This is a genomic window from Micromonospora sp. 050-3 (assembly GCF_046549335.1).
GTDB lineage: Bacteria > Actinomycetota > Actinomycetes > Mycobacteriales > Micromonosporaceae > Micromonospora > Micromonospora trifolii.
Genome location: NZ_JAJPVX010000002.1, coordinates 1,348,405 through 1,369,100 on the forward strand (window position 1 = coordinate 1,348,405; position 20,696 = coordinate 1,369,100).

The window sequence follows — 20,696 nt, forward strand, 5'->3', positions numbered from 1 at the left end:
CCCGTGCCTCCGAACCGCGCCTCGCCTACCGCCACCGCTGCCAAGTCAACCTGCCATGGCCCGATGCACGTGGCATCGAAGTCACACATCACCGTCCGGCCCGACGCCTCTCGCAGCAGGTTGCCGACATGGGCATCCCCGTGGACGAGCTTCGGCTCCTCCCGGTGGCGGAGCGCAACGAGCTGCGGTTCCAAGCGATCGCACCAGTTCACCAGGAAGTCGCGGTCATTCGGATCGAGATCTTCGGCGTCAGCCAGGCGCCGTCGGGCGTCGCCGACCGGATCCCAGGCCGGGAGTGCAATGGGGGCCACGTCGAGAGCATGGAACTTGCGCAGCACAAGGCCGAGATCCTGCACCGTCGGAGCAGACGGTGACGGTTGAACGTAGGACCAGACCGAGGCAACATGGTCGCCGACTCGGACCGGCTGCTCGACATCGGGCGCGAGCCGGATCGTCGGCGCGTCGATCCGAGCGAACCAACGCCCAAGCTGAACGACCTTGGTCACCCGGTCCAGGAGCTGATGGGTTCGTGCGATCCGGATGACGATTCCAGATCGAGGTAATGCGAAGACCCCGTTATTGGTCAACTGCAGCAACTGGGCGCCCTCGGGAGAGACGCCCAGGGTGGCAGCGATGTCCCGCAGGGCCGCCGTCATTGCGGCCTCGGAGAATCGCCCGCTCACGCGCCCGCCGCAGCCCGAGCGCTGAGGACGCGGTCGAACGCGGCCACCTCCGGAAGCTCCCTATGCCGAGCGAGATCACGATGCAGATTGTTTACTCGGTCGATGACCCGCTTGGAACTCATCACCTGCGACTTTTCCAGTACCCGATTGCCGATCGCGATTGCCTGCTCGGGCTCATCGGCGAGGAACAGCGCGCTGCACAGTCCGACCTCGTTCAGCACGGTGCTACGCGCGTTTTCCGCGCCGAACGCGGCGATGGAATCCCTGCCCCAGCGCACTGCCTCGGACGCATGGCTGCGGTCTCGCCGTGCCATGTCCCGGTACACCCGCCCGTACTGAGCGAACAACTCGCCGCGGTCGTAGAAGTCGCCTCGACGGCCCGCCGGCTGACTCCGGTCAACGCCCGCCACCGCAGGTCGAAGCGGAAGTTGGCGTGCTGCCCGCCGATGAAGTCGAGCACGGTGAGGCAGGGCTTGTCGTCATCCAGGCGCAGACCGCGGCCGAGCTGCTGCAGGAAGATCGTGGCGCTCTCGCTGGGGCGCAGCATGAGGATTGTGTCGACCATCGGCAGGTCGACGCCCCCGTTGAACAGGTCGACGGTGAAGAGCGCCCGCAGTTCACGGTTGCGGAATGCGGTCAGCAGCGCCTGCCGCCCGGCGGCGTCGACCCCCGAGGTAACCGCCGCCGACGGTACGCCGTGCTTGGTGAACCAATCCGCCATGAACTCGGCGTGCCCGATGCTCACGCAAAAGCCGAGGGCCCGCATCCGCCCGACGTCGGCGGTGTCGCGTACCGCCCGCAGGATCATTCGCGCCTGGGCGTGGTTGCCGGTGTAGACGCCGTCCAGCTCGGCCGGGTCGTACCCCTGCCCCGCTTTCAGCGCAGCTGCGACAGGTCGACGTCGTCGTGCAGCCCGAAATATTGGAACGGCGCCAGCAGTTGCCGCTCCAACGCCTCCCACAGGTGCAGCTCCACGGCGGCGCGGCCATCGAACCACCGCCGCACGTCGCCGCCGTCGCTCCGGTCGGGGGTCGCGGTCAGCCTCAGCAGTACGCGCGGCCGCAGCCGCTCCAGCAGCCGCGCGTACGTCGGTGCTTCGGCGTGGTGGAACTCATCGACGATCACCATGTCGTACGCCTCGGGGTCGATGTCCTGCCGGTGCAGCGGCTGGATCGAGGCGAAGACGTACGTCCAGTCCTTCGGCTGTCGCCGCCGACGAGGGTTTCGCCGAAGCTGCCGTCCCCCATCACCTGCCGGAACACCGAGCGGCTCTGCCGCGGGATCTGCTCCTGGTGGGCGACGAAGAGCAGCGAGTCGACGTGGCCGGCCTTGCGCAGCCGGCGGTAGTCCAGGGCTGCCACCACGGTCTTGCCGGTGCCGGTCGCCATCACCACCAGGTTCCGCCAGCGGCCGTGTACCAGCCGCTCGGCGTCGAATGTCGCCGCCCGGCTCCGCGACCTCAACACGCAGTACCCGCTGGGATCGTCTTCGACCGGAGCGAACGCTAGTAAGTCCGCACGCCCGGAGCTTGTAAGGGCTGGTCCTCTGTCGCATCCCTGACAGATGCGCTTTGCATCGATGCTGAGCTCAGCCATGGACGTCTCGGGTGCGCGAAGGGGTGAGGAATGACCAGGAGTTGGCCCGCCAGAGCGCCTCACCAGGACATACACGTCTTCTTGCGGAGTGGTTGCTCTGAAGCAATATCAACTTTGAGGGTTATTGACACCGCAACTAAGCCAGGTCACACCGGCTGAACGGGTGAATACTCGGGGGTCCCGCTCGTAGGACTCCTAGCTGTAGTGTCCGGGGACACCTTGTGGGGAGGTGAGGTCGATGCTTGCTGGGCTGGAAGTTCGGGCGCACCTCGGCGAGGCCGGAGCGGGGATCACCGTCGACACCGCCAACCGGCTCCAGGGCAGAGAGTACGACGTGACGATCGTGCTGCACCCACTGTCGCGGCGGCGTGACGCAACCGCGTTCCACCTGGAGTCCGGTCGGCTCTGCGTTCTGACGTCACGCCATCGGCACGCCTGCATCGTCGTGGCGCGGGTGGGGATCGCAGAGCTGCTCGATGGGCATCCATCGACTGAGCGGCTGCACCTCGACGTCCCGGTCAAGTTCCCCGACGGCTGGGAGGCGAACCACGCAATGATTGCTTATCTACGAGGCCACGCCGAGCGGAGGAACGCGTGAGCCCCCTACGTCCGGGCCTCGCAGGCCTCGTCGGATTGCAGACATGGGCTGGATCCGGGCGTGGCTGGGGCAAGGTCGGAGCGACAGACGGCCAGAAGGTGCGTGTGGACTTCTTCGAGTCTCCCGCACAGCCCGAGGTCGACTCTGTCTGGTTGCCGAAGGATCGGGTCAAGTTTCCACCGCTACCTCGGCAGACCCGTGTGTTTTGGGAGGAAGGGGGACAGTGGCATGCCGGACGAGTCCTAGCTGGGGATGCGCGGTCGGGTTACGCAGTTCGTAAGCCAAAGAGCTTCTATGACATACCGCTCGACGCCCGAAGGCTGTGGGTTCGGTGGTCCCGTCCAGTCACGGATCCGGTCCAGGTGCTACTTGCTGGTGCCAGCGAAAGTCCGTACTTCGCCGAGACGCGGCTGCCCTTCGTGCGGACAATTATTGAGCAACGGGCGGCTTGTTCCAACGTGCCGGCGATTCTGTCGAGTGCGGTGGAGCTATATCCACACCAGTTGCGCGCCGTCCTACAGGTGCTCCGGGACCCGATTCAGCGGTACCTGATGGCGGACGAGGTCGGCCTCGGTAAGACCATCGAAGCGGGACTGATCGCGCGTCAACTGCTTCTCGACACGCCTGATGCCGTCGTGACATTTATCGTTCCCGATCTGCTGCGCCGCCAGTGGCAGGACGAACTGCGGACGAAGTTTTTCATCGATGATTTTCCCAGGGCGAAGATTCGGATCGTCGCGCACGAGAGCCCGCTGCGGTGGCGCGGCGAGCACGCGCTGGACTTGGTAATCGTCGACGAGGCGCATCACCTCGTAGCAAACGACACGCCTACGGAAATCCGGAAAGCCCTCGCTGAGGTGTGCCACGCCAGCCGTCGGCTGCTGCTTCTGTCGGCCACGCCGGCCCTGCACCACGAGCAGGCCATGCTCGGCCTGCTGCACCTGTTGGATCCGGCGGTCTACCGGCTGGAGGACTTGGTGGGATTCACTGCGCGGGTCCGGGCACGGCACGAGCTCGCCAGCGCCTTCTACGCGCTAGACCCGACCTTCCCGGAGTTCGTGCCGCTGCACTTGGAAACTATCCGGTCCGCCTTCCCCCATGATCCCCGACTCCGGTCGCTGGTTGACGACGCGAACGAGGCCGCCGATCACGAGTCGGAAGGGCTACCGCAGGCACTCGACCGGCTACGGGCCTACGTCAACGAGACCTACCGGCTTCACCGCCGGGTGATCCGTCACCGGCGCGATCGGGTGCTAGCGGCCGAGGGCTGCGGCCCGGGAAGCCCTCGATTCGAGGTCAAGGGCCGGCGCAATCCTGAGCTATTGGAGATCATCGACCCACATGGTGACGCGGCCGAGGAGCTGCTGGAACGGTGGCGACAGTCTGTCCGCGATCACCTCGTGGAGGTGGCGGCAGACGAGGAGACCTGGGCTGCGTACGCGTGGACCCACGCGGTGCTGATGGAGCGCTGTAGGAACCTGGCCGGAGGGCTGGCGGCGGCGGTGGCGTCGCGGCTGGGTGACGATGACGCGTGCCGGCTCGCCGGCCTGGATCGGCACGAGACCCGACTGCTGAGGCGCGCGCCGACCGTGGCGGCGGACGAGGAGCTGCGGCGCGGTCTTTCCGAGCTCGCAATGTCCGATAAGCCGGATAAGGCGGTAGCCAGGATCGCCGAGGCGATTGGCTCGCTGTGTCGTCGGTATAGTCGGATCCTCGTCTTCGCCGGAACCACCGCCGCTGGCCGAGCCGTCGCCGACGCCCTCACTCAATGCCGTCCGTCGGCGGTGACCGTACGGCACCTGGCCGGAGAAGACCCGAGCGAAGTCGAGCGGCGGATTCAAGCCTGGATTGGCGGAGACGCGCAGGTATTGATCTGCGACCGCGATGGCGAGGAGGGGCGCAACTTCCAGCCAGCGGACGCTGTCGTCCACCTGCAGTTGCCATGGTCGGTTAACCGTTTCGAACAGCGCCTGGGCAGGGTGGACCGCCACGGCGAGGGTGTTCCGGCGGCTCAGTACGTCGTAGCTCCGGCCGACCCAGAGTCCACGATGGAAGCCTGGCTGGCACTTCTTCGCGACGGCTTCGCGGCCTTCACCGACTCACTGTCCATGCTGCAGTACGCCGTCGACGTGGTGGCTCCGACGTTGTTCCTTCAGCTTCTGCAGCGCGGCAGCCAGGCGCTGATCGAAGGCACCGGATGGATTGCCGATACCCTCAAGCAGCGGCGTAAGGAGATCGCGGCCGAGGACATCCTGGAGGCCACATTTACCAGCGACGGTGAGCGTGACGCGCTGTTTGCGCGTATCGACGATGTCGAGGGGCAGTGGAAGAGGGTGCAGCGTGCGGTCGACAACCTGGTGTGCGACGCCAAAGGTTCGCTCCAACTGGCCCGCGAGACTGACTCGCGCGACCGGACCGTACGCCGTTACCGCCTAGGCGAGAAGGTCTTGCTCCCTACGTACCTGCTAGCTCAGTCGCTGCCCGGTAGTTGGGACAGCCCTGGCTGTTTCAACCGCACGGCGGCACTGCGGCGCCCGGGCACGCGGGTGCTGCGTCTGGGCTCGCCGACGGTCGACTCGCTGTGGGGATGGGCTCAGCAGGATGACCGCGGCCAGGCGTCGGCCTGGTGGCGGCTTGTTCCGAAGCTGAATGGTGACCATGTTTGCCTCGGCTTCGAGTATGTCGTGGACGGCGATATCGGCCGGGTTCGTGATCGCTTCCCGGACTTGCCGGCCACTGCCCTGCAGCGGCGCCTGGACGGCTGGTTCGTGCCGTTCACGCACCGAGTGTGGCTCGATGCGTGGACGGCCGACCATGTCGATCCTGAGCTTCAACCCTTCCTGGAGTTGGCCTACGAACCGGCTCGAGGCGATCACAACCTCAACACTGATCGCTTTCCGGTGCTGATCAGCCTGTTCGGAGGTTCGCGAGCGTTCCGGGACGCGGTTCTGCGAGCGCGCGAAGAGGCGCAGTCACGGCTGCGGACGGTCCGGCACCTGGAGCAGCGCGCGGCCGAGGCGGACGCCGCCGCGGCTGTGGATCTCGACCGCGAGAACGAACAACGGATGGCCAGAACTCTCGCAGCCGCCCACCTCGGCGGAGAGGAGGACGGCGCCGTCGCGGGCCTTCCCGAGGTGCTGCGCCAGGCGTGCCGGGAACCCCGGGTACGGCTGATCGCCGTCTCCTGCGTGGTTTTAAGTAATCGACCGTTCGCAGGTGCGGCCTCGGAGTTGGGTGTCGATGCACACTGAGGCGTGGGAATTCGTTCAGCAGGCGCTGAGCGATGGGCATGTTCCGTGCCTTCCCCAATATCAGCTTCCCGCGCCACATCGGCGGCTCTTCGACGCCCTCGCCAGCGGCAGCGGCGGCGCGGGCGCGGGCGCGGCGGACATTGCCGTACTGATCCGGCACGTGTTGGGGTTCGAGGGCGTCCGGCAGGGCGACAAGTTCGGAATCTCGGTGCAGCCTGGCGTCGCGGCCGGCGACGACAGCGTGTGGCAAAGAGCGGGGATCGCCTGCACCCGTCTCGCCGACGGCCGTCTACATCTTCAGCGGCGGCTGTGGGTGCCGCCGGGCGACGACACCGCACACCTGCGTGGCGATCCCCTGCACCACGTGTACCTAGAGTCGAAGTCACCTCTATGCCGGCGGCCCGAGCCTGTTCCGGCCGACCCGTTTTGGAGGGCCACTGTCGGCTACGAGGATTACCGGTCGGAGGGGCAGCGCCAGGCGGCTCGGTCGATCGTCACGGCTCCACCCGGCGCCACTGTTCTGGTGAGCCTGCCGACCGGCACGGGGAAGAGTTCCTTGGCGTTCGCGCCCGCGCTGTTGGCCTCGCAGGTCGTCGGGGTGACTGTCGTCGTTGTCCCCACCGTCGTGCTGGCGCTTGACCAGGAGCGGCGACTGCAAGAGGTGATTAAGGAGTGCGGGGAACGGCCATCGCCAAGCGGACGCTATGCCTACATCGGTGACATGGCGGAGGAGGATAAGGAGGGCATTAGGAACGCGATTCGACGCGGCGAGCAGCGAATGCTGTTCACCTCGCCGGAGGCGCTCATGACCGGCCTAGCGCCAGCGCTGCACTTGGCGGCAGAAGCCGGTCACCTGCGCTTCTTCGTGGTTGACGAGGCTCACATCGTCGACGGATGGGGGGCCGACTTCCGGCCGGACTTTCAGGCCATGACGGGGCTGCGGCGTACACTGGTGGACCGGTCGCCGAGCGACGTTGCGCCGGTCACGGTTTTGATGACAGGCACCCTAAGCCCGTCTGCGGCGGAGACGCTGTACCGGTTGTTCGCCGACGACCGCCCGTTCCGAATGGTGAGCAGTTCGACGCTGCGCTCCGAGCCGGAGTACTTCATTTCACGCTGGCCTACGGACCAGGCGCGTATGGACGCTCTACGCGAACACCTGCTTCACCTGCCGCGCCCTGCCGTGGTGTACGTGTCGTTGCCCGAGCACGTGGACGAGGTCCGGCACGCTATGACGGCCTGGGGCTTCCGCCGCCACGCTGGGGTCAGTGGCCGCAGTCGGGCGGCCGAGCGGCGGGACGTCGTCAACGGCTGGCGGATGGGTACCGACGCCACGCGCTACGACGTGGTCGTGGCCACCTCCGCGTTCGGCCTCGGAGTTGACGTTCCCAATGTTCGCGCCGTTGTCCACGCCTGTGAGCCGGAGTCTGTTGACCGGTTCTACCAGGAGGTCGGCCGCGGTGGCCGCGACGGTTCTCCTTCCGTCAGTTGCCTGCTGCTTGCTCCAGACGACCGGAAGATCGCCAGGAGGCTCGGCTCGCCCAAGCTGCTCAACCAGAGGGCAGAGGGCAGATGGGACGCCATGCTCGTTGGGGCTCGGCAACTTCCGTCGATGCGGCTACGCATCGACCTCGACACGAGACCGCCCAATGTAACCATGGAGGGTCCAACCAATCGGCGGTGGAATATCACCCTGCTTTCGGCGCTGGCCCGAACCGGTGTCCTGGACCTGATCGCTTCGGGGTGGGGCGAGGCGCAGGAAGAGGTCACACTGGATCAGGCGGAGGTGCGCCGTTACCTGGAGATCTCCCGGCACCGAGAGATTGACTGGGCCGCCTATTTGACCGAACGGCAGCGGATCCTGGACGCAAGCCGCGGCGGGTTCAACGCGCTGAAGGTAATTGAGTCCGGCAGGCAGTGCGTGGGTGAACTGTTGCGCGGCTTGTACAGCTTCGACAGACCGTGGGGCTCGGCTGCGGTCACAAGGTCATGCCGGGGCTGCCCAGCCTGCCGCCGGGCCGGGGTACCGCCGAGCGAGGGACTGGCTCCGCTGCCACCGGTCGCCGACTGGGGCTCCGACGTTGCCGGAGTGCCGACGTCACTGCAGGCCCTGATGCCGCATGGACGTCTCACGGTGCTCATTGATACCGAAGACTATGTCCCAATGGCGCAGCAGGCCCGACGCGTCCTCGATCAGTTGGTCGTCGCGGGATTCAGCCACGTGCTGGACGTCGGCGGCCACATCACCGAGCGGGAATGGTTGGCGCTACAGGACAGCGGGGGGCCTCGGCCGTTGATGCGGTCAATCAACGCGCCAAGCCCGCTGGATCCCCCGGTGCCTACCGTCGCGTTGCTCGCCGACCGCGCCGAACCCCCACACGGCCTTGCGGACTGGTTCGACTACTATCCCGCGCTCGTGGTGGTAGCCCCTACCAACCTAGCCGCCCCCGACCACGCCCACGTCGCCTGGTCCGACCTGCATCAGCCCTGCGTGACGCACATACGATTGCTCGAGGACCTGTAGATGCCACTGCTCAACCCGCCGAACATCCTGCCCAATGGGATGTACCTCATCGCGAAGTACCTGACTGGACGCGCGGATGCGGTGGAGCGGCAGCGACTCAAATCGCTGCTGCAACCACCCACCTTGAAGCTGCGCGCTGATGGCATCCCTACTTTCGACGCATGTCTCAAGGCGCTGCAGGACCTGCGACTTGTGGTGGCGGCGGACGGCATGGTTTCGGCGGGCCCCCAACTCGTGGCGCCGTCGGACGTGCGGGTCTTCGGCGAGGCACTGGTGCCGGTGATTTGCGCCGGAGCGGCGGAGGACAGTCGTGAGGAGCTGCCGCAACGTGACCTGCTCGCGGCGCTGACCTGGTGGTGCGCCCAGGATCCGTACGGCGCCCCGCTGGGTTGGAAGGAAGTTCAAGGCCTGCTGTCGCATGACATGGGCGAGGCATTCACGTCCTTTGCCATCGGGAACAGCAACCCGTGGTTGGCCTTCGTTCGGTGGGCCACCGCGCTCGGCTTCGCCGAGTTCGCCGGGCCGCCCAGTAGAGCCGCCTCCACCATCGTCCCGGACATCACGCGCGCGGTCCGGACGGTGATCAAGAACCGGGAGTGGAGTTCGCCAGTTCCCGCGTCGGAATTCGTATCATTTCTCCGGGACAGCCTGCCCGTCGTCGACGGTGGCCGGTTGGCGAACCTTCTACGCTCAAAGTGGGATCTACCGCCGGTGCGGCGGGCGGCCGAAGAAGCCCTGGATCTGATGTTGAGTCATGCCCTCTTACGTAACGAAGAGAGCGACGTCATAGCCATGGACAACCCCTCAGACGCGCCCGACAAGGTGCTTTTGTCCGATGGCTCAGACGTGAGGATCATCAGCGTTGTCACAGTGCGAGGGATGAAACGGTGACCGAATCTTTCCCCGGCTATGTCTGCTGGAGCCGTACGGACGTCGCGGACACGATCAACACCGAAGCGGTGCACGCGGATCCAGCAGTGTTCCTGGCCACCCACCGTCCCCTCGCCGTCGTCCGTCAGGCATGGGGATCGTCCGAGCCGGGAGAAAAAGTCGACGAGCATACCGTGCTCGACGACTTCACCAATCGCCCGCCCACCGGTGGCATCGTGTTGATGCCCATCATGGGCGAGTCCGGCACCGGCAAGTCGCACTTGGTGCGCTGGGTCCAGCAGCAGTTGCATGACACATCGAAACGCCGGGTCATTTACCTGCGTAAGACTGAGACTAGCCTTTCCTCGCTTATCCGCACACTCCTAGCCGATCTGCAGGGCCAGCATTTCCAAGACATCCGCGATCGCGTTAGCCGTACCCTCGGGCAGTACGATGAGCAGGCGCTTCCGCATGAGTTACTCGACCGACTCGCGTTGGTCCTGCAGTTCGCTGACTTCACCGGCACTGCGACCGACAGCACCGCCGCCAGGTACCGCAAGGCTCTCAGTAACGAGCGTGCATTGCCCGCCCTCCTGCGCGACTACGGATACCGTCGCCATCTGCTCGCACCCGACAGTGTTATCACGCGCTTCGCTACAGAATTGCTGCATGGCCGGCGCAGTGGCGATGGCGACCGGCGTACAGCGTTCGAGCCCGAAGACCTGCTTCCGGACGTCGACCCGGGGGAAATCGGTCCGATCGCGGCGATGATGTACAAACAACTTCTGGGATCGCCGGCGCTGCGCGAGGAGGCAGCCAAACTCCTCAGCGAGAATCTCGACCGGGCGGTGCTGCGCCTGACAGACCTTGAAGGCGGGCGCCTTACTGAAGCAATGATCGAAATCCGCCGCGAGTTTCAGCGCCGCGGGCAGGAAATCATCCTACTCATCGAGGACTTCGCCCTTATTCAGGGCATTCAACGAGATCTTCTTGAGGCGATTACCGAGGCTGGCGTCCGGGAAGGTCAACAGGAACTGGCGACAGTGCGAACTCTCATGGCTGTTACGAGGGGCTACTTCTTCGAACAACTGCCGGAGACGGCGAGGACCCGTGCCGAAGCCAGCGTTCCCTACATGTACAAACTCGACGTGCCAATGAGCGACAAGGCCTCGATCAGGGTCGACGATCAGCAAATCGTGGACTTTGTGGCGCGCTACCTTAACGCCGCGCGGGCTGGTCGTTCCAATCTTCTCCGCGCCCATGAGCGAGCCGGGCGGCAGGCGGCACTGGCCTCATCGAGGTGGGTGCCCAACGGGTGTTCATCCTGCACGTTCCGTAGTCAGTGTCACGAAGCATTCGGTCTCTCCTCGGAAGGTTTCGGCCTCTATCCGTTCAACAAACCCGCTATCGTGCGCGCGGTCCGAGTCACGTCTGACCGCGACGCTAAGACATTTAACCCCCGTACGGTGCTCAGCAGGGTCGTTCGCTACGTATTAGACAACTATGACAACGCGATCCGGGAAGGGGAGTTCCCTCCGCGAACGTTCCGCCGCGACTTCCCGCGCAGGCGATTGCTCCACGTGCTGGGGCCGGAACTCGCTACACGCCTTCAGGCGGCCGATCCGGAGTACTACGAGCGGCGACTGGACCTGCTTGAGTTCTGGGGTGACCACGTGGCAGGCAACCTGCAGTTGCCTGCCGGGGTCCAAACGGCCTTCCGGCTACCGCTGTTGCAGATCCGCGAAATGCCGGCCCATCAACCGCAACGCCGCGTCGTTCCAAATCCCTCTCCCGAAGAACAGTCGTCTATCGCGCCGCAATTGTCGTCCGGGGGGCCTATCGAAACGGGTGCCGGCACCGGCACCGTGCCCCCGAAGGCGCTGCAAGCAAGACTCAAAGCGGTCGACGATTGGTATGGCCGGGACACGCTCCTTGCCCAGGACTACGCGCGTGATCTGCGAACGTGGTTGCGGGACGCCGTTGTCGCCCGAATGCCCTGGAACGAACTCGGGCTGCCTACTCCAAATGACACCATCCGCCGGGCATTGTTTGGCGACAAGGTCGGCGTGTACATCGAAAGAGCATTCGGTGACAAAGGTGAGCCGCCACAAGGCAAGGCTTACATCGTGCTCAAGAAAGAGCCAGCAACGGCTACGATGTTGAAGGCGATATTCCAACGCGAAGAATACGGGCACTGGAACTTTTCGGGCGGTCCGGAACAGCAGCGGATATTGTCACGACGGCTGGACGAGTGGGCTGAGGCGATGGTGCAAGCCACTCGCGACCGCTTTCGATTCCACGACGGGGAAACCATCGCCGCCGCAGTCGCGACCTTGCTGGTCGGCGCGCGCCTACTGGACATCAAGGGAAGCCGCGGACGGGTCCGTGAGGATCTCGTGGCGGCCCTCTTCCATCCGGGACCCCAAGCCAATCCGGCCACCCACACCGACGCTGATGTCCGTACCGCACAGTGGACGGACCTCGCCCGCAAGCACCTTGACGACAGGGCCGAGTTGGTGAAACGGCTGAGTAACGCAGTGGGCGCTGCCCAAGGCGACGGGGCGCCACAACTTATCGACGTTACCGCCCTGCTGCCCGCGATCGAGACGTTCGTCGCGAGCCCAGCCCTGAAAGTAGATCCGCAGGTCCTGCCCGAGTGGATCGGTCCATGGTACGGGCGACTGCAGCGAGGTTTCGATGCGGCTGTACACGCCCAGTGGGTGCACCTGCAGACACTCGTCGTCGAGTACCGGCGGCTGACCGGGGAGAACGAGCCGGACGTGCTGCTCAACGAGTTGCAGGAGGCTGTCGCAGTGCTGCCCACCGTCGCGCCAGGCGCCGGTGGCCGTTCTCCCGAGGAGTGGCTGGACGGGCTGAGGCAAGCGCGAAGACTGCCGTGGGAGCAGTGGCAGGATCTTCTGAAGGAGTTCGACGAAGTCGACACGGCGCCCAAGCCGGGGTCGGCTGGCGAGAACGAGCGACGGTCACGATTGGTCGCCAAGGACCGCGGTAAGAACTTCGGCGCAGTGCTCCAGTTCCTCACTGATTGCGAGCGGTGGTTGGACGACGGGCTACGAAAAGCCAATCACCAGCGAAGTGCGCAACCTGCGGACCCCTACCCCGAACTTCGGCAGGTGCTCGCCGACATCGACAAGCTGTTAAGTGACGGGCGGGAGTCGGGACATGGGTGAATCGCTGTTGGACAAGGCCCGTCGACTCAACCAGGTGGCTGGCGAGGTCAAGGCGGTGCGGAGCGCCATGGATAACGCACGGCGTCTGCAGAACCGCGCTTCGGAATTGCGTAAGGCACTCGTTGAGCCAGATCTGGCGGCGCAGACGTGGCGCGCCTGCCTCAAAGCGGGAGTGGACGGCCTGCAAACGCCTGACCACACTGCCCTGGTTCAGGCAGTTGCCTATCTGCGTCGCGGGCTGGATGCCGAGGCTTCAGCCGACCTGGATGCCAGCTTTGACACCGTGAAGCGGGCCTTGGCCGCCGTGGCGCGGCAGACCGATAGCCTCACCGCCGAGGCCTGGCCAGGCTTCGCCAAAGCCAAGGCCGAGGAGGCGGGTATCCGCTCCGTCCGGATGCTCCCGCCGTCTGTCCAAAAGACGCTGACCTACGCGATTGCCGACGTCGAGCGGGCTCGCGGCGCGGTGCCGCGAAACCCGTCGCAGGTGGACATGTTCCTCCGCCAGGTCACCTGGCTGCGCAGGGAGATCAACGATGTTCGCGGGACCAAACTTCCCACGCAGTTGGAGGCAGTGTTCGAGGCGCTCAGCGGCGGGAGTTTCCCGCTGCGGGATATGACTGCGGAGCAGTTCCGCCTCTTACAGGAGCACGGCCTCGCGAATGATCTAGTGGTGCGGTGGCAGGCGTGACGGAGTCCATCACGCCGACGGTGCTGGGTGAGGCACTTAACGCAGTCGAGGATAGGGAACTTCCCCTGCTGGCGTGGGGAGTCGTCGATCGGGATCTCACCGAACCGGAGCTGTTGGAGGCGGTGGCGCAGCGGCTGGAGGACATCGACTTGGACTTCACGGCGGAAGAGATTGTCGATGCGCTTGTCGCCAGGGCGCTGTTAGTCGATGTCGGTGAGGGGCGGTGGCGGTCTCGGTTCGCCGAGACGCTGCGCCTGCTGACTCATGCCCGCCAACTGTTCGGCACAGGGGCGGGGGAGTGGTGGTTGCGCGGCCGGCGGCTGGTCGCCGATTACCGGGTCATCGCCCAGCCCCGGCGCTACCCGCGGCGCAATCTCCCGTTGACTAATCTGATCGACCGGGTACGGGACGTGCACCCATTGACCGCCATCGGTGCGCAGGTCCTCGCCGCGCAGATCGGCGACAACGAACTAGCCGCGTTCCAGGTCGACGCCACCGCAGCGGTGCTGCGTTCGCTGCACAGCGAGGGCGCCCAGGCGGTGATCGTGGCCGCTGGCACGGGTAGCGGCAAGACCTTGGCCTTCTACCTACCCGCCTACCTTTGGATGGCGGAACGTCCCACCACTCGGCAGGTGCACACCCTGGCCGTGTACCCGCGTAATGAGCTCCTCAAAGACCAGGTCGGTGAGGCGCTGCGCTCGTCGCTCGACATGGCGTCCGCGCTGCGCGCCGCGGGCCGGCGTCCGCTGCGCATCGGCGCGCTCTACGGCGATACCCCGGAGTCCGTCCGCGCGGTGGACTCCGCGCCCTGGCTTCAGGAGTCCTGGCGGCGCGTTGCTGAGGGTCGGATATGCCCGTACTGCCGCTGCCCCCGCTGCGGCGCTGAGCTGGTGTGGCCGGATGCCGACCGGACGCCCGGACGCGCGAAGGGGGACAAGGCTGGCCGAGAACGCCTGGTCTGTCGGGGATGCGGAGGGGACGTGTCCGGGGACCTCCTGGCGCTTACCCGGACCAGCATGCTGGACAGCCCGCCGGATGTGCTGTTCACCACGACGGAGATGCTCAACCGGGCATCATCCGACCCCAGACTGGGCGCCCTGTTCGGGTTCACGCCGAACGGATCGCATCCGCGGCTGCTCCTGCTCGATGAGGTGCACACGTACCAGGGCGTGCACGGTGCCCACGTAGGGCTGACCCTCCGGCGCTGGCGAAACGCCGTCGGCCCCGACATCACGGTGGTCGGGCTCTCCGCCACCCTGGCGGACGCGGGTGCCTTTATGGCCCGGCTGGTCGGCGTGGCGGAGAGCGACGTCAGCCACATCGAGCCCGCCGACGATGATCTCATCGCCGAAGGCCGGCAGTACCAGGTCGCCGTACGGGCCGATCCCACGAGCGGCGCCAGCATGCTCTCGCTGACCATCCAGGCATCCATGCTGCTCGGCCGGGCCCTTGACCCGACCACCACCGCCGACGGGCTCGCCGGCAGTAAGGGTTTTCTGTTCACAGACGACCTCGACGTGACCAATCGCCTCTTCCACGACCTCAGAGACGCCGAAGGAGACGGCTGGACCGCCCGGCGGCGGTCCGGGGCCCAAAAGGTACTCGCCAACCTCCGCTCCGCGGCGCTACCTAACCGGGCCCGCCGCGACGCGGACGGGCAGGTATGGGCCCTCGCCGATCGCACCGGTCACCAACTGCCCGGAACATCTCCCGCCCGCGGCCTGCGCATCGGCAAGACCTCCTCGCAGGACCCCGGCGTCGCCGACGACGCCGATCTCGTCGTCGCTACGGCCTCGCTCGACGTCGGCTTCAACGACCCGCGCGTCGGGCTCATCCTGCAGCACAAGTCACCACGGGACCCGGCCCAGTTCGTACAGCGACGAGGACGTGCCGGCCGGACCCGCGCGATCCGTCCGCTCACTGTGGTGACCTTGAGCGATTTCGGCCGTGACCGGCTGACCTACCAGGCCTATGATCGGCTGTTCGACCCTGAACTACCGCCGCGGTCGCTGCCAATCGGCAACCGCTACGTGGTACGGATGCAGGCCACCTTCGCGCTGGCCGACTGGCTCACCCGGCAGCTACGGTGGCGCGTGGACGCGCGGCGGATTCTCACGCCCAAGCACGGCCTCAACCACCCCGCCCGTGACCAGGTCGCCGCGCTGCTGGAGCAGTTGCTGACCGATCCGCTCACCCAGCGGGAGTTCGCCGAGCACCTGCGGTGGTCGCTGCAACTGGACGAAGACGAAGTGTCGGCGGTGTTCTGGGACCCGCCGCGGGCGCTGCTCACAGCGGTGGTGCCGACGCTTCTGCGCCGGGTACGCAGCAACTGGTCGGCGGGGGCCGACGATCCCGGTGGGGTGGGGGATGCTTTCGCGCCCGAGTTCGTACCGCGGGCGCTGTTCGCGGCGCTGAACCTGCCCGAGGTCGAGCTGCTGCTGCCGGCCAGCTACTCCCGGCAGGTAGACACCCGCATGCCGGTGCTGCAGGCGTTGCGCGAGACCGCACCCGGACGGGTCAGCAAGCGCTTCGCTGTCCGCTCCGGTGCGCAGCGCACCTGGGTCCCCATTCCGCTGGACACGGTGACTGCCGCGATACCGTTGCGGGACTTCGTGGAGCGGGGAAGCCTGGAGGGCCGGTGGACGGACTACCGTAGCGATGAGCAGTTCATCGTTGTGCGCCCGTACGCCATCCGGCTCGGCGAACCCCTGGCTCAGGTGGCCGACACCGCAAACAGTCGGCCTGTGTGGCGTACCCAGATCGTGCCGCAGGACGGCACACCCTTCCGGCTAGAGGTTCCCGCGCCCTGGTCTCAGTACGTGGAGTACGTCAGCGTTCACACGCACGTCAATCGGCGTCCGCTGCAGGTGCGGCGGTTCACCCCCGGGGCGAGGGCGGATATGAAAACGCGGGGTCGCAGCGCCGGCGCCGCCCAGGTCCGGCTGTCGTACGTCAACCATGCCGGTGAGGCTGCCGCGCTCGGCTTCGCCCTTGACGTGGACGGGGTGCACTTCCGCCTGCGGCTGCCGCCGGCGGCCGAGTTGGCCGGGCTAGCTCACCTCAGCTCGCCGGCCTGGCGTTCTCTGTCGTTCCGGCACGCCGTCGCTTGCGACGAGTCCGTACCCGACCCGTTCGTCCGGTCGTGGCTGGGGCCTGTCTTTGAAAGCGCCGTGGTACACCGGGTACTCGCGCAGCGGCAGCCGGTCGACGACGTTTGCGCCGACGTGAGCCAGGAGGATCTGCGCGGGGCTGTGGGGCGGCTAACCGGCCTGCTGACCGGGGAAGTCGAAGGGCCTGCGGCCGGCACTCGCGAAGACCTCGATGACGATCCCGAGGACGACCCTCGTCAACTGCGAGCCAAACTGTTGGCGGCGGTGGCGGATCCGACTGTGCGGCAAGGGCTGCGGGACCACGCACGACGCCTACACGCCGCTTTCGTCGGGGGCACTGTCGCCAATGCCCCCAGCGCGGCCGGAGCCGGCGCCAGTGCCGACGCTAACGTCGACCTGGCCCGGCACGTCCTGGCCCGCACCATCGGCGCCGCAATCCACTCGGCCGTCCTGCAGCTCACCCCGGACGCAGACGACCAGGATTTGTTGCTTGACGTGCGTGTTAACGGCGGCGGCGCCGACATCTGGCTAACCGAGAGCACGGTGGGCGGGGCAGGCATCGTTGAGCGCCTGGTCCGGACGTACGCAGCAGACCCGCGTCGTTTCTGGCGGCTTGTCCGGGCCGGGTTGGGGCCGGGCGACTTCGAGGTGGTCGACAATGAACTGCGCCGCCTGCTCGACGAGGTGGTCACCACGCCTACCGCACCGCTCGCCAGAGCGCTGTCGGCGGTACGGGCCGCGCGAGACAATTCCTCATCCCGTACGGCGCTGCAGTCGCTCCTCGCGGAACTAGACCGGGGCGGCTACCTGGTGTCGCATCCGGTTGTCTCCGCCATCGCCATCCGGCTGCTGCGGCCAGGCACCGGGCCGCGCCACGACGCCGCCCTGCTGCACGTGCTCAAAAGCTGGGACGAGGCGGCCCGGACCGTAGGCTTCGAGATCGACGCCCGGACGTGGTCCGCGCTGATGCTTGCCCACCAGCGGGGGGACACCGGCGACGTCTACCGTACCCCCGACCACGTGTACTCCAGCCTGTGGCCGCGCGGGGTGGAGATCTTCAACGGTGACCTTCAGGTCTTCTCGCCGTACGACGATCTGCCACCGCCCATCGACCGGCAACTGGTGGCCGCCCTGCTCGACGACGACGTTCCGGAGGTGTCCGTGGCCGACCCGGACTGGCGGGCCGCCTTCGAACGGGAGATTACCTCGACCGGGATGGCCGATCTCGTCGCGTCGACGGAGTCTGTCCGCGAACTGCAAAGCGCGGTCATCCACCTCAGTACCGAGCCGATTGACACCAGCTATCTGTTCGTGCACCCGGTCGTCCGGGGAGCGCGGCGGGAAAGCGGTCAAATCAAGGTGAGGCTGGAGCTTCGGGAGATGGAGCAGTGAGCCATCCCGCTCGGACGCTACGCCGTGGCCACACCCGTACAAGTGACGACCTGCGGGCCTTGCTGCAGGCGGTCTTCATTGGCGAGTTGCTAGCACCCAGCGAGGAGATCTGGCTAGTGTCGCCGTGGGTCAGCGACATTGGGGTGGTCGACAACAAGGACGGGGCCTTCACCGGTTTGGAGCCGAGTTGGGGCGCTCGCCATGTACGCCTTTCCGAGATCCTGCTGCGCTTGGCCGCGCGCGGTACCCGGGTCCTCGTGGAGGTTCGGCCCGACGAACACAACGCGCGGTTCCTCCAGCGGCTGCAACAGACCGAGACCGCGGGCCGCGTGCAGGTGCGGCGCTCGCCGGTCCTGCACGAAAAGGGCCTCCTGGGCGACGCCTACCTGCTCAACGGGTCGATGAACTTCACGTACAACGGCGTGCAACTTCTCGACGAATGGGTGCGGTTCGATACCGATCCGCACGCGATCGCCGAGGCCCGGCTGGCGTTTCGTGCTCGTTGGGGGCACGTGTGAGGGACGTCGACCAGTTCGTGCGCGAATTCTTCGGTCCGGGTAACGAGTTCAACCTGCCCGATGGCTGGCGGTTGGACGAGCGCTTCTCGCGGGTGGCGCCGTTCATCGAGGACGTGGCCGCGGTCCCCGGCCAACCAGTCCTGCTGCCACGCCGGCAGGGCGGGCGATGGTTCGTCCTCGCCAAGGCGTTCGGCGCGCCGATGGGCCGCCGCCTGGTCGAGGCCGTCACCGCGTTCGTCGGCCCGACCTACGCCCACTTCAGCCCCACTCCGGCAGTGCCTCGTCGCGACGATCCGGTCGAGATGGCGCTGGAGGGCTTGGGGGATGGGCCGATGTGGCGGCTGGAGATCCCCCACGAGAAGTGGCAGGCGGCGTGGCACGCGCTGCGCCTGTTGCGCGGCGTGTGGCACGAGCAGCCCACCCGCACTGTGGATGAGGTCGTACCGGTCGGTCGGCTGCTACGTGACTTCCGCATCGCACTGCTCAGCTGTGACGAACAGTTGTCCGCGGTCTACCTGCAACGGCTGGTGGCGTCCGGCGCCTTCGACGCCACCAACACCGCGTTCCTTCGCATCCGCCGCCACGACGCGCTCGGCTTCCCCGAACGAGCGCTCGACGGCGCCGAAGTCGACGACCTGTTCCGGATCCGGCTGCCCGCCGCCATCCGGGAGACCATGCTCGTCGCGGTGCACCGGCGCCACCTCGCCGCCGCAGCCGCCGACGTCGACGTCGACGCCGCCCACGACGTGCTGCTGCGATATCCGCAGTACGCCTCGTTGCTGGGCGGGCCCAGCCGGGTGCGCCGCCCGGAGGCCCGCAGCGCGCTGCTCGCCCTGGCGCTGACGTATCCGACATCGGCCGACCTGGAAACGCTGCTTGTGGCGCTCGCCGATGCCGACGACCCGTGGCTCGTCGCGCTGCGGGAGCGCCTGCCGGCACCAGCGCCCACCAAGACCGAGCCGGGCATCAACACGATCCGGGATCTAATCGACGACGGTGCTTTCGAACAGGCGTGGCGGGCGTTGGGTGCCCTTCCCGACGGCGCGGTCCGCGACCGGCTCGCGGTGCACTGCGCCCTCGGCCTCGCCGACGCGGTACGTAGCGCAGAGCTCTATCAGGCAATCAGCGCACACGGCCCGGACTACCTGAGCCAGGTTCTGCCCCAGGACTGGCAGCGGGAAGCGTGGCAGCACCACCTTGACGGCATTGGTCTGCGCCGCGCCCGCGTTCCGGCTAACTGGGTGGAGTTCATCGAACGGGTCGCCGCCGGAGAGGATCTCTCCGGCCTGTCGAGAGACCTCGACGAGATCGCCCATCAGTGGCCGGTGATCGACGATCGATCGGTCGCCAACGCGATCGCCCAGATTCCGCCGGAGTCACCCGCCGTCACAACCATCCTCGACGCCCTGCCGCTGCTGCTCGACGCGCTCGGCGAGCAGCGGGCGGGTGGAAGCAGCGGAGTGGCGATCAGTCTCGTCCTGCTGTCCGAAGAGTTCAACGAGGCCGCCCTCGCCTCCCTTACCGTGGCGCTCCGGTCGTTCCTGCTAGCCGCGCCGAACGCCACGGAGTACCGCGAGACCGTCAGCTCGCTGTCCGATTTCGCGCCTCAACTTGTGCAGGTCCGCACGGTCGACCGGGTGCTCGACCTCGTTGACCTGCTGCTGGCCGGACCGGCGGTGGAACCGGGAACGCGAGCCAAGGTCTGCCAAGACCTGCTCGCGCGGGTACGCGACCTTGCCCGCCGACTGACACCGGCTCAGATCATCCTCGCCGGCGAGTTCGGCTCCGACGCGGGGCTTGATCTCGCGTGGCCGTCCCTGATCGCACCGGCCGAGCAGGAGGCGGGCGGCAGCCTCCGCACCGATGCCCGCACAGTCCTGCTGTACAGCCTGCAGGAGCGCGTCCTGGACCGGGTCCGGGCGGCACTCCAGCAGCTTGCGCCGGCGCTGACCGTGCATATCAGCAGTGATCACGACGGCAGTGACAGGCTTAAGGGCCAATCCCAGGCTAGCGACATAGCCCTTCTGGCCACCAGGCGTGCGACGCACGCGGCGACAGGATTCATCGAGCGCTGGACGAGTGGTCAGGTGATGTACGTGCCCGGGGCAGGATCGGCGAGCATGCTCCACGCCGCGGTGGAAGCGCTGCGGCAGCCGGCCTGACCGCCGCTCGAGGAACAGACAGGGATTCGAATGCTAAGTGTGCCGGGGTGCCGCATGCAATACCTGGTCTTGGCCCCGCACTAGAGCAGGGCCAAGACCGCTATCGGGAGGTTG

Annotated in this window: 10 protein-coding genes and 2 pseudogenes; 10 read left to right on the forward strand and 2 right to left on the reverse strand. The window is 66.8% G+C overall.

All coding sequences use genetic code 11. The annotated features are described in order from the left end of the window. The first annotated feature begins 128 nt into the window (after window positions 1-128). Window positions 129-374, forward strand: coding sequence for a hypothetical protein (locus ACLJOK_RS21285; RefSeq protein ID WP_410820443.1), 246 nt, complete (start codon window positions 129-131; stop codon window positions 372-374). Between the two features lie 305 nt (window positions 375-679). Here the strand turns inward: ACLJOK_RS21285 and ACLJOK_RS21290 are convergent, their stop codons facing one another. Further along, window positions 680-904 carry a hypothetical protein gene (locus tag ACLJOK_RS21290; RefSeq protein ID WP_410820444.1) on the reverse strand — a complete coding sequence of 75 codons (225 nt, stop codon included), beginning with the start codon at window positions 902-904 and terminating at the stop codon, window positions 680-682. Between the two features lie 152 nt (window positions 905-1,056). Next, a pseudogene (locus ACLJOK_RS21295) lies at window positions 1,057-2,125 on the reverse strand (DEAD/DEAH box helicase); the annotation flags it as partial. Between the two features lie 409 nt (window positions 2,126-2,534). Here ACLJOK_RS21295 and ACLJOK_RS21300 point away from each other — a divergent pair. The 9 genes and pseudogenes from ACLJOK_RS21300 to dpdD all read left to right on the forward strand — a co-directional run. Continuing rightward, window positions 2,535-2,876: pseudogene (locus tag ACLJOK_RS21300) on the forward strand (helicase); the annotation flags it as partial. Continuing rightward, window positions 2,873-6,127, forward strand: a complete 3,255-nt coding sequence (gene dpdE, locus ACLJOK_RS21305; RefSeq protein WP_410820445.1) for a protein DpdE — start codon at window positions 2,873-2,875, stop codon at window positions 6,125-6,127. The pseudogene ACLJOK_RS21300 and the gene dpdE, both read left to right, overlap by 4 nt. Next, window positions 6,117-8,651: a protein DpdF gene (gene dpdF, locus ACLJOK_RS21310; protein ID WP_410820446.1), complete on the forward strand. Its 2,535-nt coding sequence runs from the start codon at window positions 6,117-6,119 to the stop codon at window positions 8,649-8,651. Before dpdE ends, dpdF begins: the two co-directional genes overlap by 11 nt. Beyond that, a complete protein-coding gene (gene dpdG / locus ACLJOK_RS21315) occupies window positions 8,652-9,542 on the forward strand; it encodes a protein DpdG (protein ID WP_410820447.1) in 891 nt (296 codons plus the stop codon). Continuing rightward, a complete protein-coding gene (gene dpdH / locus ACLJOK_RS21320) occupies window positions 9,539-12,712 on the forward strand; it encodes a protein DpdH (protein ID WP_410820448.1) in 3,174 nt (1,057 codons plus the stop codon). Before dpdG ends, dpdH begins: the two co-directional genes overlap by 4 nt. Further along, entirely contained in the window at window positions 12,705-13,400 is a 696-nt protein-coding gene (locus ACLJOK_RS21325) for a hypothetical protein (RefSeq protein WP_410820449.1), read from the forward strand. The genes dpdH and ACLJOK_RS21325 overlap by 8 nt, the downstream gene beginning before the upstream one ends. After that, on the forward strand, window positions 13,397-17,902 hold the full coding sequence (gene dpdJ / locus ACLJOK_RS21330; RefSeq protein ID WP_410820450.1) for a protein DpdJ: 4,506 nt from the start codon (window positions 13,397-13,399) through the stop codon (window positions 17,900-17,902). The genes ACLJOK_RS21325 and dpdJ overlap by 4 nt, the downstream gene beginning before the upstream one ends. Next, window positions 17,899-18,420 carry a phospholipase D-like domain-containing protein DpdK gene (gene dpdK, locus ACLJOK_RS21335; protein ID WP_410820451.1) on the forward strand — a complete coding sequence of 174 codons (522 nt, stop codon included), beginning with the start codon at window positions 17,899-17,901 and terminating at the stop codon, window positions 18,418-18,420. Before dpdJ ends, dpdK begins: the two co-directional genes overlap by 4 nt. Next, window positions 18,417-20,582, forward strand: a complete 2,166-nt coding sequence (gene dpdD / locus ACLJOK_RS21340) for a protein DpdD (protein WP_410820452.1) — start codon at window positions 18,417-18,419, stop codon at window positions 20,580-20,582. The genes dpdK and dpdD overlap by 4 nt, the downstream gene beginning before the upstream one ends. Window positions 20,583-20,696: the final 114 nt, after the last annotated feature.

Bases quoted from the DNA above. Each gene is read 5' to 3' on its own strand.
- dpdG (WP_410820447.1), top strand. From the start codon at position 8,652: ATGCCACTGCTCAACCCGCCGAACATCCTGCCCAATGGGATGTACCTC.
- dpdF (WP_410820446.1), top strand. From the start codon at position 6,117: ATGCACACTGAGGCGTGGGAATTCGTTCAGCAGGCGCTGAGCGATGGG.
- ACLJOK_RS21285 (WP_410820443.1), top strand. From the start codon at position 129: ATGGGCATCCCCGTGGACGAGCTTCGGCTCCTCCCGGTGGCGGAGCGC.
- ACLJOK_RS21325 (WP_410820449.1), top strand. From the start codon at position 12,705: ATGGGTGAATCGCTGTTGGACAAGGCCCGTCGACTCAACCAGGTGGCT.